12 protein-coding genes are annotated in these 13,784 nt (G+C 67.2%); 3 read left to right on the forward strand and 9 right to left on the reverse strand.

What is annotated here, in order from left to right; translation table 11 throughout:
- Window positions 1–4 precede the first annotated feature (4 nt).
- From HT578_RS07090 to HT578_RS07115, 6 genes are all read right to left on the reverse strand, one after another.
- Window positions 5–637, reverse strand: coding sequence for a 2-dehydro-3-deoxy-6-phosphogalactonate aldolase (locus tag HT578_RS07090; RefSeq protein ID WP_213503157.1), 633 nt, complete (start codon window positions 635–637; stop codon window positions 5–7).
- The gene (locus tag HT578_RS07095) at window positions 634–1,518 is read right to left on the reverse strand and encodes a 2-dehydro-3-deoxygalactonokinase (RefSeq protein ID WP_213503159.1); all 885 of its coding nucleotides are present in this window, start codon (window positions 1,516–1,518) and stop codon (window positions 634–636) included. The genes HT578_RS07090 and HT578_RS07095 overlap by 4 nt, the downstream gene beginning before the upstream one ends.
- The gene (locus HT578_RS07100) at window positions 1,515–3,083 is read right to left on the reverse strand and encodes an alpha-N-arabinofuranosidase (protein WP_213503161.1); all 1,569 of its coding nucleotides are present in this window, start codon (window positions 3,081–3,083) and stop codon (window positions 1,515–1,517) included. Before HT578_RS07100 ends, HT578_RS07095 begins: the two co-directional genes overlap by 4 nt.
- A gap of 26 nt (window positions 3,084–3,109) precedes the next feature.
- Entirely contained in the window at window positions 3,110–4,036 is a 927-nt protein-coding gene (locus HT578_RS07105) for a Gfo/Idh/MocA family protein (RefSeq protein WP_213503163.1), read from the reverse strand.
- Window positions 4,037–4,039: 3 nt separating this feature from the next.
- A complete protein-coding gene (gene araD1, locus HT578_RS07110) occupies window positions 4,040–5,035 on the reverse strand; it encodes an AraD1 family protein (RefSeq protein WP_213503165.1) in 996 nt (331 codons plus the stop codon).
- A 71-nt stretch (window positions 5,036–5,106) separates the two neighbouring features.
- A complete protein-coding gene (locus HT578_RS07115; RefSeq protein WP_213503167.1) occupies window positions 5,107–6,633 on the reverse strand; it encodes an aldehyde dehydrogenase (NADP(+)) in 1,527 nt (508 codons plus the stop codon).
- 131 nt (window positions 6,634–6,764) lie between these two features.
- Here HT578_RS07115 and HT578_RS07120 point away from each other — a divergent pair, with 131 nt between their 5' ends.
- The gene (locus HT578_RS07120; RefSeq protein WP_052322269.1) at window positions 6,765–7,544 is read left to right on the forward strand and encodes a FadR/GntR family transcriptional regulator; all 780 of its coding nucleotides are present in this window, start codon (window positions 6,765–6,767) and stop codon (window positions 7,542–7,544) included.
- Between the two features lie 136 nt (window positions 7,545–7,680).
- Here HT578_RS07120 and HT578_RS07125 read toward each other — a convergent pair whose 3' ends face one another.
- Window positions 7,681–9,015: a sugar MFS transporter gene (locus HT578_RS07125; RefSeq protein WP_213503169.1), complete on the reverse strand. Its 1,335-nt coding sequence runs from the start codon at window positions 9,013–9,015 to the stop codon at window positions 7,681–7,683.
- Window positions 9,016–9,197: 182 nt separating this feature from the next.
- Between HT578_RS07125 and HT578_RS07130 the strand changes: the two genes are divergently transcribed.
- Together HT578_RS07130 and HT578_RS07135 are read left to right on the forward strand one after the other, a co-directional pair.
- On the forward strand, window positions 9,198–10,322 hold the full coding sequence (locus HT578_RS07130; protein WP_213504160.1) for an aldose epimerase family protein: 1,125 nt from the start codon (window positions 9,198–9,200) through the stop codon (window positions 10,320–10,322).
- Window positions 10,323–10,339: 17 nt separating this feature from the next.
- A complete protein-coding gene (locus HT578_RS07135; protein WP_213503171.1) occupies window positions 10,340–12,136 on the forward strand; it encodes an IlvD/Edd family dehydratase in 1,797 nt (598 codons plus the stop codon).
- Between the two features lie 95 nt (window positions 12,137–12,231).
- Here HT578_RS07135 and HT578_RS07140 read toward each other — a convergent pair whose 3' ends face one another.
- The gene (locus HT578_RS07140) at window positions 12,232–12,531 is read right to left on the reverse strand and encodes a hypothetical protein (protein WP_052322268.1); all 300 of its coding nucleotides are present in this window, start codon (window positions 12,529–12,531) and stop codon (window positions 12,232–12,234) included.
- A 121-nt stretch (window positions 12,532–12,652) separates the two neighbouring features.
- Window positions 12,653–13,684 carry a patatin-like phospholipase family protein gene (locus tag HT578_RS07145; protein ID WP_039391267.1) on the reverse strand — a complete coding sequence of 344 codons (1,032 nt, stop codon included), beginning with the start codon at window positions 13,682–13,684 and terminating at the stop codon, window positions 12,653–12,655.
- Window positions 13,685–13,784: the final 100 nt, after the last annotated feature.

A 13,784-nucleotide genomic window follows, 5' to 3' on the forward strand; every position in this document is an offset into this window, starting at 1 on the left:
GCCCTCACCCCTCGCTCGCGGCCCAGGCGGCGACGAGCGCGCGCGCCTTTTCGCCCACCTGCGCGGGCGTATCACCGGGCTTGTAGAGGCTGCCGCCCACGCCGATGCCGAAGACCCCGGCCTTGCGGTATTCGGCAATGTTCGCCGGGCCAACGCCGCCCACGGCCCAGACGCGGGTTTCGCGGGGCAGCACGTCCAGAATCGCCTTCACGTAGGACGCGCCCAGAACCGAGCCGGGGAAGAGCTTGAGGTCGCGCGCGCCTGCGGACACCGCCGCAAACGCCTCGGTCGGGGTGAGGAAACCGGGCAGGACATCCATGCCCAGCGCCAGCGAATGGGTAATGACCGCGTGGTCGGTGTTGGGCGAAACCATGAAGGTGCCACCGGCCCCTGCAAGATCCTCGGCCAGTCCGGTGGAGATGACGGTACCCCCGCCGATGGCCGCGCGGTCTTCGAGCGCGGCGGACAGCGCGGCGATGGAGCCCGCCGGATCGGGCGAGTTGAACGGCACTTCGATCAGGCGCACGCCTGCCTCGACCAGCGCCTCGCCGATGGCGACGACTTCGTGGGTTTCGACCCCGCGCAGGATGGCCACCACCGGGACGGCGCCCTGCGCCAGAACGTCTGCGATCTTCATGCCTTCACTCCTGTAGCGAGCGCGAGGCCCGCCAGTACGGCTGCCTCGCCATCGATCCGCTGCGCCACCGCGGCGGAAAGGGGAAGCGCCTTTTCGTAGAGATCGACGATCTTGCCATCGCCGATGAGAACCACCGAGGCCCCCGCGTTCGCCTCGGCGACGACTTCGCCGCCGATCAGAAGCGCAGAGAGGTAGCCGTGCGACCACGCCTTGGAGCGGCCATCGAGCAGGCGTGCCGCGCGCGCCTCGAAGAGAGCGCCGGTCAGCGGTTCGCCCGCGCGTTCGAGACCGCGCGCGAAGCCGTCCTCGAAACGTCCCTCCCCATCCGTGTCCGGGCCGGTCAGTGTCGAGTGGCCGGTGAGGAGCGCGAAAAGCTCGCCGGTGGGATGGGTGCGAAAGCCGGTCAGCACGCCGTCCGTCACTTCCACCCACTTGCAGTGGGTGCCGGGCAGGACGATCAGGTGACGCCCCTCACCCAGTTCGGGCTGGAGCGCGATGGCGCCGAAGATCTGCGTTTCCTCGCCGCGCATCACATCGGGCACCACGCCGCCCATGTGGCCGCACACGCCCGCCAGCACGGTGACGGGAAGTCCGGCCACGGTGGTGCGGGTGGGGCCGGCCAGCCAGTCGTCGCGACGGGCCGGGCACGTGACGTACCCGGCATCGACGAGCGCGCCCTTCGCGCCCGCCATGCCGCACAGCACCACGTCCTCGAGCGGGCCCTGCTCCTGCCACTGCGCCAGGCGCGCGGCAAGGATACCGGCGGGATCGGCGCTCAGCGCGCCGGGACCGTCGAGCCTGTCGGTGACACGCCCGTCCTCGACCCGGTAGAGCCGAAGGTGGGTCGTGCCCCAATCGCCAAGGACGTGGACGCGGCTCATTGCAGTTCGAGCACCACGACGGACTTGGCCGGAAGGGTGACGGTGAGCGTGCCGCCCTTCACCCGCGCGCCGTTGAACGCGGCGGGCTTGACCACCTCGGGGTTCTCGAAGGTGTTGTGCGCGTTGATCGCGCCCGCCGTCAGGATACGACCCGAGACCTTGCCCGCCTTCACGCCGTCGAGCGCGATGGTGACGGTGTTCGCCTCCTTCGCATCGGCGTTGGAGAGGCCGACGTGGATCTTGCCGTCCTTGCCCTTGACCGCCGAACCGCTGACGGCGGGAAGCGTGTAGTCCCCCACCTTGTAGGTCGGCGTCTGGATGTCGATCGGCAGCACGGTCGCGTCCTGCCAGGGCTTGTACATCTCGAAGACGTGGTAGGTGGGCGTCAGCACCATCTGGTCGTCTTTGGTGAAGATCATCGCCTGGAGCACGTTCACCATCTGCGCGATGGCGGTCATGCGCACGCGGTCGGCGTGCTTGGCGAAGATGTCGAGGTTGATCGCGGCGATCAGCGCGTCGCGCATGGTGTTCTGCTGGCGCAGGAAGCCGGGGTGCGTGCCCTCGTCCTGGGCATACCACGAACCCCATTCGTCCACGGCCAGGAACAGGCGCTTCTCGGGATCGTACTTGTCCATGATCGCGCTGTGCTTGGTGATCAGCTCATCCATGCGCCAGGCTTCGTGGAGCGCGTCGGCCCAGCCGCTCTCGTCGAAATCGACGGCAGGTGCGCGCGGCGGCCAGCCCCCTGCGGGGTGGACGTAGTAGTGCAGCGAGAGACCATCGAGCATGTTGCCCGCGATCTTCATCATCTGCTCGGTCCAGTTGTAGTCCTCGACATTGGCGCCCGCCGCGACCTTGAGGATCTTCGTGTCCGCAGGCGGCTTGATGAAGGTGGAGTAGCGGCGCGTGACATCGGCGGCGTACTCGGGACGCATGTTGCCCCCGCAGCCCCATAGTTCATTGCCAACCCCGAAGTACTTGACCTTCCAGGGCTCCTTGTGGCCGTTCTCCGCGCGCTCTTCGGCCAACGTGCCAGCAGGCGCGGTCATGTACTCGATCCACTCGGCCATTTCGCGCGGCGAGCCATTGCCCACGTTGCCCGCGACATAGGCCTCTGCGCCGACCTGGCGGGTCAGCTCGAAGAACTCGTGCGTGCCCACAGTGTTGGGCTCGGTCACGCCGCCCCAGTGGGTGTTGACCTTGGTCGGGCGGTCCTTCCTCGGACCCACGCCCTCGCGCCAGTGGTACTCGTCGGCAAAGCAGCCGCCCGGCCAGCGGATGACCGGCACCGAGAGATCGCGCAGCGCGCCGACCACGTCGTTACGAAACCCGTTGGTGTTGGGGATCGCGCTGTCCTCGCCGACCCACAGGCCGCCGTAGATGCCCTCACCCAGATGCTCGGCAAACTGGGTGAAGATGTCCTTGTCGTAGACCGGGCCCGGCGTATCGGCGTGGATCGTCGCGCGCGTCGGGGTCCCGGCGGTGTCGGCCAGGACGCCCGTGCTCGCAAAGACGCTCACCCCCAGAAGCAGGGTGGCGGCGGTGTGGCGAAATGCCTTCATCATGTCTTCTATCCCCTCCCAGGGCGTTCTTAATCGTGGAATTCGTCAACCGTCTCGCGCTTGCCGCGCAGGAAGGCGTCGGCCACCAGCCGCATCGGCGCGACATCGACGTCGCTGCGCCCGCCGCGGATGAGGTTGGCAAAACGCGCGTAGAGCCCGGCGTATTCCAGGTCCTCGTTACGCTCGGTCCCGCTCGGCAGGGTCAGCACCGCGCCGCCGCTGGAGAGCTTGAGCTCGCCCGCGTCGGTCTCGACGGTGATGTCCCAGGACTGCGGGCCGGTCTGGCGCCAGTCGAGGTCCATGTGGATCGGCGCGCCCGCCGTGTCCTGGAAATCGATGTCGGCGGCAATCGGCGCGGCGCGGTTGGCCGGAAGGCTCAGCGTCGCGTCCTTGAGGAACATCGGACGCGGCAGGATGTGGGTGATGATCGAGAGCGCGTTGATGCCCGGATCGAAGACGCCCAGACCACCCGGCTGCCAGATCCAGTCCTGGCCCGGGTGCCACACGCGCACGTCCTCGCGCCAGACGATCTTCGCGCTCTTCACCGTACGCTCGGCAAGCCAGGCGCGCGCAGGCGCAACCCCTGCGGCAAAGCGCGAGTGCCACGAAGCAAAGAGCGTGACGCCGGCCTTGTCGGCCCGATCCTTGAGCGCCTCGACTTCGGCGAGCGTGGCGCCCGGCGGCTTCTCGAGGAAGACGTGCATCCCGGCCTTCAGCGCCGTGACGGCAATGTCATAGCGCACCTGGGGCGGGGTGCAGAGCGCGACCGCGTCGACCGCCGGGCCCTTCTCCAGCAGCTCCTCTATCGAGGCGAACTGGGGGATGCCTTCCATCGGCGGCGAGTGCGGGCTCACGGTCGCGGCGATGTCGAAGTTGCCGTTGCCGCGAATGGCGGGGATGTGCTGGTCCCGGGCAATCTTGCCCAGGCCCACGATGGCAATGCGGATCGGGTCCATGGCTCAGAGCGCCTTGACGGTGACCGCGCGCTCGGCGGCGCGGGCCAGCGGGTTGGCGAGCGGCAGGGTGAAGGGCGCGGCCGCGATCTCGAAGACGTCGCCTTCCTCCGTCTGCACACCGTCGCTGAACGAAAGCGTCGCGGTGCCGTAGAAGTGGATGTGGATGTCGCCCGGGCGGCAGAACAGGTCGTACTTGAAGTGGTGGTGCTCCAGGTTCGCAAAGCTGTGCGACATGTTGCCCTCGCCCGAAAGGAAGGGCTTTTCCCAGATCGTCTCGCCGCCGCGCACGATCTTGCTGGTGCCCTCGATCTTCTCGGGAACTTCGCCCAGCAGCAGCTCGGCGCCCAGTGCCGCCTGGCGCAGCTTGGAGTGGGCAAGCCACAGGTAGTTGTGGCGCTCGGTCACGTGGTCGGAGAACTCGTTGGCCAGCGCGATGCCCAGGCGATAGGGCTGGCCGTCGTTGCCGATGATGTAGATGCCCGCCAGTTCGGGCTCCTCGCCGCCGTCCTTGGCGAAAGAGGGCATGGTGAGCGCCTCACCGGGGCCGACCAGCTGCGAGCCGTCGCCCTTGTAGAACCATTCCGGCTGCTGGCCTTCCTGGCCCTCAGCGGGCTTGCCGCCTTCGAGGCCTTCCAAGAACATGCGCATGGAATCGGTGACGTTCTCGCCCGAAGCTGCGGCCTGGTGCATCTTGTTGCGACCTTCCGCGGAACCCAGGTGGGTGAGGCCCGTGCCGGTCAGCAGCACGTGGGCGTCATCGGCATGGTCGATCGGCGCGATGAGGCGGCCCGCCGCCTGCTCGGCCGCAATGTCGATGGCATCGCCAATGCCGCAGGCGCGTGCGGTCGCGGCCAGCGAATTGCCTTCCTCGATGGCGCGCAGCGCGAGTTCGCGCACGGAGGCAACGCCGGTCAGGACGTGCGCGGCATCGCCCTCGGCGAGGATGACGGAACGGGTGCCGTCCTCGGCACGGTGCTGCAGCAGGCGAAGAGTAGTCATGTCAGGGGTCTCTCCCAGGGTCCGCAGCGCGCCTTCTTATGAGGTGGGCGCGCTGCGGGGCATGGATTGGATCAGTTGAGGGTGAGCTTGCCGTCGACGAGACGCGGCGCGCCGTCGCTGAAGGCCGCGTCGCGCAGTTCGGGCGCGAGCAGGCTCTGCGGCATGTTCTGGTAGCTCACCGGACGCAGGTAGCGGTCGATGGCGAGGCTGCCGACCGAGGTCGTGCGCGCATCGGTGGTCGACGGGAACGGACCGCCATGGACCATCGCGTGGCACACCTCGACGCCCGTGGGCCAGCCGTTGACGAGAATGCGGCCAACCTTGCGCTCCAGCGTGGGCAGGATCTTGGCAGCCGCGCCTTCGTCGGCATCGTCCATGTGGATCGTGGCGGTAAGCTGGCCTTCGAGACCTTCGAGGAGGGTCTTGAGCTCGGCCTCGTCCTTGCAGCGCACGATCACCGAGGAGGAGCCGAAGACTTCCTCGCCCAGCGCCTTGTCAGCGAGGAACTTCTCGGCCGTGGTCTGGAACAGGACCGCGCCGCCCGTGGTGGCCGAACCGGCTTCGCCGCGCGCCACTTCCTCGATGCCCGGCGCACCCGCCAGCTTCTCGACGCCCTTGGCATAGGCGTCCGCGATGCCGGTGGTGAGCATGGTCTGCGGCTTGGCACCGCTGACGCCCGTGGCCGCCGCCTGAACGAAGTCGTCAAGGCCATCGCCCTCGACCGTCACGACAAGGCCGGGGTTGGTGCAGAACTGGCCTGCGCCCATGCACAGCGAGCCGACGAAGGCTTCACCCAGCGCAGCGCCGCGCGCCTTGAGCGCTTCGGGCAGGATCACGACCGGGTTGATTGCCGACATCTCGGCGTAGACCGGGATCGGCACTTCGCGGGCCTGCGCCAGCCTGGTGAGGGCAAGACCGCCCGCGCGCGAGCCGGTGAAGCCGACCGCCATGATGTTGGGGTCCTGCACGAGCGCGGCGCCCAGATCGTTCGAGGGGCCGACGAGGTGCTGGAAGACACCCTCGGGCAGGCCCGAATCGGCCACCGCCTTGCTGATCGCCTGGGCAATCAGGCTGCCGGTGATCGGGTGGGCGGGGTGGCCCTTCACGACGACCGGGCAACCGGCGGCAAGCGCCGAGGCGGTGTCACCGCCCGCGGTCGAGAAGGCGAGCGGGAAGTTGGACGCGCCAAACACGGCGACGGGGCCAACCGGGATCATGCGCAGGCGCAGGTCCGGGCGCGGCGGGGCGCGGTCGGGCAGCGCGGGATCGATGCGCATCTGCAGGAACTGGCCCTTGCGGACAACGTCGGCGAACATGCGCAGCTGGCCGCAGGTACGGCCACGCTCACCTTCCGAACGCGCGCGCGGAAGCCCGCTTTCGGTCAGGTAGGCTTCGAGCAGCGGTTCGCCGAGCGCCATGATCTCGTCGGCGATTCGCTCGAGGAACTTGGCGCGCGATTCGAGGTCGATCGCCCGGTAGGTGTCGAACGCGGCCGCCGCCTTGGCGCAGGCCTCTGCGACATCGGCGGGCGTGTTGACGGCAAAGGCGTCCCCGTGCGGCTCGCCGGTTGCGGCTGCGATGGAACGGAATTCGGTCATAGAAAAGTCTCCCTATTTACTCCGACATATTATGTGCGATCAGGAAACGCAATGTTTGTCATTCCTTCGGCACGGGATGGCGTGTAGGTTGCACGTGGGAGGTGCGAATTTCTGTGACAACTGGGAAAAATATGAAGGTGGACGAAACGTCCAGGAAGACCGATGAAACGCGCGGACCGGGGCGCCGGCTTCATGGCGCGATTGCGCACCGATTGGGCACCGACATCTTGTCAGGCAAATATGCGCCCGGCGACGTTCTCTCGGGCGAAGTGGCCTTTGCCGAGGAGCTGAAAGTCTCGCGCAGCGCCTACCGCGAGGCAATCCAGGTGCTGACGGCCAAGGGCCTTGTCGCGAGCCGCCCCAAGGCGGGCACGCGCGTCCTGCCGCGCGAACGCTGGAACCTGCTCGATCCTGATGTCCTGGGCTGGGCCTTCGCGGGCGAACCCGACATCGAATTCGTGCGCTCGCTGTTCGAACTGCGCGCCATCGTCGAGCCCGCCGCCGCGCGCTTTGCCGCAAGGCGCCGCGACAAGGACGACCTCAAGACGATGAAGGACGCGCTGGCCGCGATGCGCCGTCACACGCTGACGACCGACGCCGGGCGCGCGGCCGACCGCGATTTCCACAACGCCATCCTCACCGCCACGCGCAACGACGCGCTCATGGTGCTCAGCGCCTCGATCGGCGCGGCGGTCAACTGGACGACCCAGTTCAAGCAGCGCGCCCGCGCCCTGCCCCGCAACCCGATCCCCGACCACGTGCGCGTCTACGACGCCATCGCGGCGGGCGACGAGGCCGCGGCGGCCGACGCGATGAACGTGCTCGTCGACCTCGCGCTGGAAGACACCCGCAGCGCCATCGAGGATCGCGACGCCCCGCAGGCCCAGCCGGACGCGCTCACCGGGGAGTAAATCGCACAGACCTGCACACGTACAAAAGGGGGCCATCGCGCCCCCTTTTCTTTTGCCCGCACCACACATGAAAAAGCCCCGCGGAACCTGACGAAGGGTCCCGCGGGGCACTTTGCTCACGGAAGGGAGAGCAAATTCAGTCGAACAGCGCGTCCGGTTCCGGCTCCGGTTCCGGCTCGGCGTGCGTCGGCTTGGAGCCCCACAGCGCGTAGAACAGGACGTAAAGCTCGCAGGCCGCAGTCAGCAGGAATGAAGTCTGGAGGTCATAGGCATCGGCAATCCAGCCCTGCACGAAGACCAGCGCGCCACCCGCGATCGCCATGACCAGAAGCCCCGAGGCTTCCTCGGTGAGCGGGCCCAGGCCCTTGATGCCCAGCGTGAAGATGGTCGGGAACATGATCGAGTGGAACAGGCCCACCAGGATCAGCGACCACATCGCGACATGGCCATCGGCAAAGCTCGTCACCAGCATGGTGATGAAGGCGCCGACCGAGAAGACGGCCAGAACGTGCGCGGCATCGAAACGGCTCATGATCGCCGAGCCGACGAAGCGGCCCACCATCATCCCGCCCCACAGGAAAGTCAGGTAGTGACCGGCCTGCTCGAGCGACATGTTGCCGATGTCGGGGCGCGAGACGAAGTTGATGAAGAGGTTGCCCACGCCGATCTCGGCGATGAGGTAGATGAAGATCGCCGGGATGCCGAACACCAGGTTGCGGTGCTTGAACAGTTCCGGGTTGATGATGTGCTTGCGCTTTTCCTTCGCGTCATCGCTTTCCGAGACCATCGCGGGAAGCGGGAACCGGGCGATGATGATCGCGAGCACCACCAGCACGCCTGCCACGAGCGCGTAGGGCAGGATGACCGACTGCGCGTCGGCCAGGCGCTCGGCCTGGGTGAGCGCGACCGCGCCCTCTGCCGCCGTACCGCCCTTGGTGCGACCCAGGATCAGGTAGGCGCCGAACATCGGGGCCAGCATGGTGCCCATCGAGTTGAGCGCCTGCACCAGGTTGAGGCGCGCCGAGGCGGTCTCGGGCTTGCCGCAGACCGCGACATAGGGGTTCGCCGCCACCTGCAGCAGGGTGATGCCGCTGGCGATGATGAAGAGCATCACCAGCGTCACGCCGTAGGAGGGGATCATCGCGGCCAGCATCATGCCCACTGCGCCCGCGGCCATGGTCAGCAGGCCGATGACCAGCGACTTCTTGTAGCCAACCCACTCGATCAGCTTGGCCGAGGGAATCGAGGCCACGAAATAGGCAATAAACCAGACCGATTCGATGAGAGTCGTCTGGGTGTAATTGAGTTCGAACACACTACGCAGGTGCGGCAGCAGCGTGTTGTTGATGACCGTAATGAAGCCCCACATGAAAAACAGGCTGGCCAGCAGAGCCAGCGCGGGGCCGTACCGCACGCCCGCAGGCTGCGATTGCGCCACCGGGGCGCTGGGTGAAGTTCCAACTGAAGGCATGGTGATCCTCTCGTCACATCGGCCGGGTGCCATCGACGCAATCCGGCTTGCGCTCTATCTATTTGTCGGACTATATGCAGCCAGCGGCCACGTCAATGGCCGACGAAAATCACGCGAAAGTCAAAATTCGACTGCAGAATACTACGGGAGCCAGGATTGTGAGGTTATTGAGCAAGGCATTCATGTCGACCGCGGCGATGGCGCTTGCCGCCACGGGCGCGTTGCCTGCCCTCGCCGCCGAGGCGAGCCAGGACACCGCGGGCACGCTGGACGACGGCACCAAGGTGACTTCGGTCACGCTGACCGGCGCGGACGGCGTCTCGGTCACGATCCTCTCCTTCGGCGCGACCTTGTGGAAGTTCATGGCGCCTGACCGTGACGGCGAACTTGCCGACATCACGCTGGGCTATGACGACCTCCAGCTGTTCAAGGACAAACCCAACTTCTGGGGCGCCACGGTCGGCCGCTACGCGAACCGCATCGACCACGGCCGCTTCACCCTCGACGGCACGGCCTACCAGCTTCCCCAGAACGACGGCGAAAACTCGCTGCACGGCGGCGGCAAGGGCTTCGACGTGCAGAACTGGAAGGTCGAGAAGGTCTCCTCGGGCAAGGTCGCGCGCGCGATCTTTACCCGTACCAGCCCCGACGGCGAGGCCGGCTATCCCGGAACTGTCCAGGCCCGCGTGACGTACACCCTCGATGACCACGGCTCGCTCCAGATCGCGTTCGACGCGACCACCGACAAGCCGACCGTGATCAACATGACCAACCACGCCATCTTCAACATGGCGGGTGAAGGCGCACCGCAAGGCGCGATGGGCAACGTGCTCACGGTGCCCGCCAGCCACTACACCCCGGTCAGCGAGACCCTGATCCCGACCGGCGAACTCGCCGCGGTCGAAGGCACCCCGTTCGATTTCCGCGCGGGCAAGGCGATGGAAGAGGGTCTGCGCGACGGCACCGACCAGCAGATCGTCTATGGCCGCGGGGTTGACCACAACTTCGCGCTCGACAAGGGCCTCACCAAGACTCCCGAGCTTGCTGCACGGCTCTCCGATCCCGAATCGGGCCGCGTCCTCGAAGTGCTGACGACCGAACCGGGCCTCCAGGTTTACTCCGGCAATTTCCTTGACGGCACGTTCCTCGGCAAGCACGGCCACCTTTACCGCATGGGCGACGGCATTGCGCTTGAACCGCAGAAGTTCCCCGATGCGCCCAACCATTCCAACTTCGTCTCGGCCCGCGTCGATCCCGGCACGCCTTACCGGCATGTCATGGTCTATCGCGTTTCGGTCGAGCGTTGAGCAAGGCAAGATCCACCATGACCGATCAGACCAAACCCAAGCTGCGTTCGCGCGCCTGGTTCGACAACCCCGAGAACATCGACATGACCGCGCTCTACCTGGAGCGCTACCTCAACTTCGGCATCAGCCTGGAGGAACTGCGCTCGGGCAAGCCGATCATCGGCATCGCCCAGTCGGGCAGCGACCTGTCGCCCTGCAACCGCCACCACCTGGTGCTGGCCGAGCGCGTGCGTGAAGGCATCCGCGAAGCGGGCGGTATTCCCATGGAATTCCCGGTCCACCCGATCCAGGAAACCGGCAAGCGTCCGGGCGCTGCGCTCGACCGCAACCTCGCCTACCTCGGCCTTGTCGAACTGCTCTACGGCTATCCGCTCGACGGCGTGGTGCTGACGATCGGCTGCGACAAGACCACGCCCGCCGCGCTGATGGCCGCCGCAACGGTCAACATTCCGGCCATCGCCCTGTCGGTCGGCCCGATGCTGAACGGCTGGCACAAGGGCGAGCGCACCGGCTCGGGCACGATCGTGTGGAAGGCCCGCGAGATGCTGGCCGCGGGCAAGATCGACGATGAGGGCTTCATCAAGCTCGTCTCCTCCTCGGCGCCCTCGACCGGCTACTGCAACACCATGGGCACGGCGACGACGATGAACTCGCTGACCGAGGCGCTGGGCATGTCCCTGCCCGGCTCGGCCGCGATCCCCGCGCCCTACCGCGACCGCCAGGAATGCGCATGGCGCACCGGCAAGCGCATCGTCGACATGGTGCACGAGGACCTCAAGCCCTCCGACATCCTGACGCTCGACGCCTTCCACAACGCGATCCGCGTCAACTCGGCCATCGGCGGCTCGACCAACGCGCCGATCCACCTGGCCGCACTGGCCCGCCACGTCGGCGTCGACCTGCCCCTCACCGACTGGGAGGAGAAGGGCCACAAGATCCCGCTGCTGGTGAACCTGCAGCCCGCTGGCGAGTACCTGGGCGAAGACTACTACCATGCGGGCGGCGTGCCTGCGGTCGTTGCCCAGCTCATGGGCCAGGGCCTCATCAACGAGGACGCGATCACCGCGAACGGCCAGACCATCGGCGACAACTGCCGCGACGCCACGATCGAGGACGACAAGGTCATCAAGACCTTCGACGCCCCGCTCAAGAAGGAAGCCGGCTTCATCGTCATGACCGGCAACCTGTTCGACCAGGCGATCATGAAGACCAGCGTGATCTCGGACGAATTCCGCGCACGCTACCTCTCGAACCCCGACGATCCGGAAGCCTTCGAAGGCCCGGCCGTGGTGTTCGACGGTCCTGAGGACTACCACGCGCGCATCGACGATCCCTCGGTCGGCATCACCACCGACACGCTGCTGTTCATGCGCGGCGCCGGCCCCATCGGCTATCCGGGTGCGGCCGAGGTCGTGAACATGCGTCCGCCCAGCTACCTCATCACCGAAGGCGTGGGCGCGCTCCCCTGCATCGGCGACGGACGCCAGTCGGGCACCTCGGGCAGCCCCTCGATCCTCAACGCCTCGCCCGAAGCGGCAGCGATGGGCGGCCTTGCCCTCATCCAGACCGGCGACCGCGTGCGCATGGACCTTCGCAAGGGCCGCGTCGACGTGCTCATTTCGGACGAGGAACTGAGCCAGCGCCGTGCCGACCTCGAAGCGCGCGGTGGCTACCCCTACCCCGCCTCGCAGACCCCCTGGCAGGAAATCCAGCGCGGGATCGTCGGCCAGATGAACACCGGCATGATCCTCGAGGGCACCGAGAAGTTCCAGCGCATCCACCAGACCCGTGGTCTGCCGCGCGACAACCACTGATATCCGGCCCTGATCCGGGGCACGAACCGACACGAAAGGGGCGGCCTTCCACACCGGGAAGGCCGCCCCTTTTCGCGTTCACCGCAAGGGTGCGTTCAGGCCGAGATCACCGCGCTGATGCGGTGAAGGAAGGGGTGGTGCGGCGTTGCGCCATGCTCCACCCGGGTAAAGCGCCCGTTGTCGATATGCGCCAGCTGCGCCTCGATGGCCGGGACGAGCTCTCCCTCGCGCACGTCGATATGCGCCTTGAAGGTGCCATCGAACTCCAGCAGCACGCTCTTCGCGCGGGGAAAGGCGGCACACAGACGCTCGCGGATCTCGGCGAGTTGCCCCGCGATCGGCTGGTTGCCCGGGCCCGGCTCGGCGCCCTCGGGTCTGGTGCTGCCTGTGTCCATGCCTGTCCTGCCTGCTCCTATCTGGAAGAGGCAAGAATAGCCGATTTCAGGGCTTTGGAAAGTGTGTTGCCCTGTAGCTCCCCTCAGGAATTCACCTGAGGGCCTGTCGCGCCGCTTGCACTCAGGGCGCGTAGCGGGTTGCCAGGTCGGCCGTGCCGCGCCGTCCCAGGTCCTCACCATGCGCCGCCAGCCAGCTGTCCGCCGCGTCGCGTCCGGCATCGTGGAGGTGCTCCAGCACCTCGCGCACGGGCATCATCTTGGAGCCCGCGGGCATCGCGCCCAGCGTCGCCTCGTCGTGGATCTCATGGACGCGCAGGCGCCGCAGGCGCGCCAGCAGGCCCTTGCCGAACGCCAGCGGGCCGACCTCGTTCTGGATCAGCACGAGCCCGCGCATGTCCTTGATCAGGGTCTGGTTGAACGAGAACTCGGTCAGCCGGTTGGAGATCTCCGCCGCGCTTCGCGGGGTGTCTGCGCGCGACATCGGGTTGATCGTGACCAGCAGCATGTCATCGTTCGGACTGTTCTGGATCAGCGGAAAGATCGGCGGGTTGGCGCTATAGCCCCCGTCCCAGTAGTCCACGCCGTCGATGGTGACCGGCGGAAAGAGCAGCGGCAGACAGGCCGAGGCCAGCAGCACGTCGCTTGAAAGCTCCTCGTTCTCGAAGATGCGCGCGTTTCCCGTGCGCACGTCGGTGGCCGAGATGAACAGGCGGGGCGCCTCGGGCCGGCGCAGCGCCGCAAAGTCGATATGCTCGGCAAAGACCTCGCGCAGGAGAGCCTGCGTGCGCGCCCCCATGTCGGGCGAACTGGGCAAGGTGACGTTGCCCAGCATCGTGCTCCACATCTGCGAGAGCGCCTCGAAGGTCGCCGGGAAGGCCTCCATCATCGGCAGCAGCGGCCCTGCGCTGCGTCCCGAGCGGTGGATCGCCTCCCAGAAACGCGCAAGCGCCGCCGCCGCGCCCTCGCGCCCGCCGGTGACGAGCCCACTGGCAAAGACCGCGGCGTTGGCCGCCCCGGCGCTCGCCCCGCTCAGGGCCGAGATCCAGATGCGCTCCTCGGCCAGCAGGCGGTCGAGCACCCCCCAGGTAAAGGCGCCGTGCGCGCCTCCGCCCTGCAAGGCCAGATCCAATCCAAGCGCCCGCGCTGCGACCATTTCCTAACTCCTTCTTGCGGGCCCGTCGGTTTGGCTGCGAAGCTAACCTGTGTACCGCCCCCCGGCAATCGAATGCACACGTGCATCCTGGCCAGGGCCC

Origin of the sequence: Novosphingobium decolorationis, assembly GCF_018417475.1 — a bacterium.
Taxonomy (GTDB): domain Bacteria; phylum Pseudomonadota; class Alphaproteobacteria; order Sphingomonadales; family Sphingomonadaceae; genus Novosphingobium; species Novosphingobium decolorationis.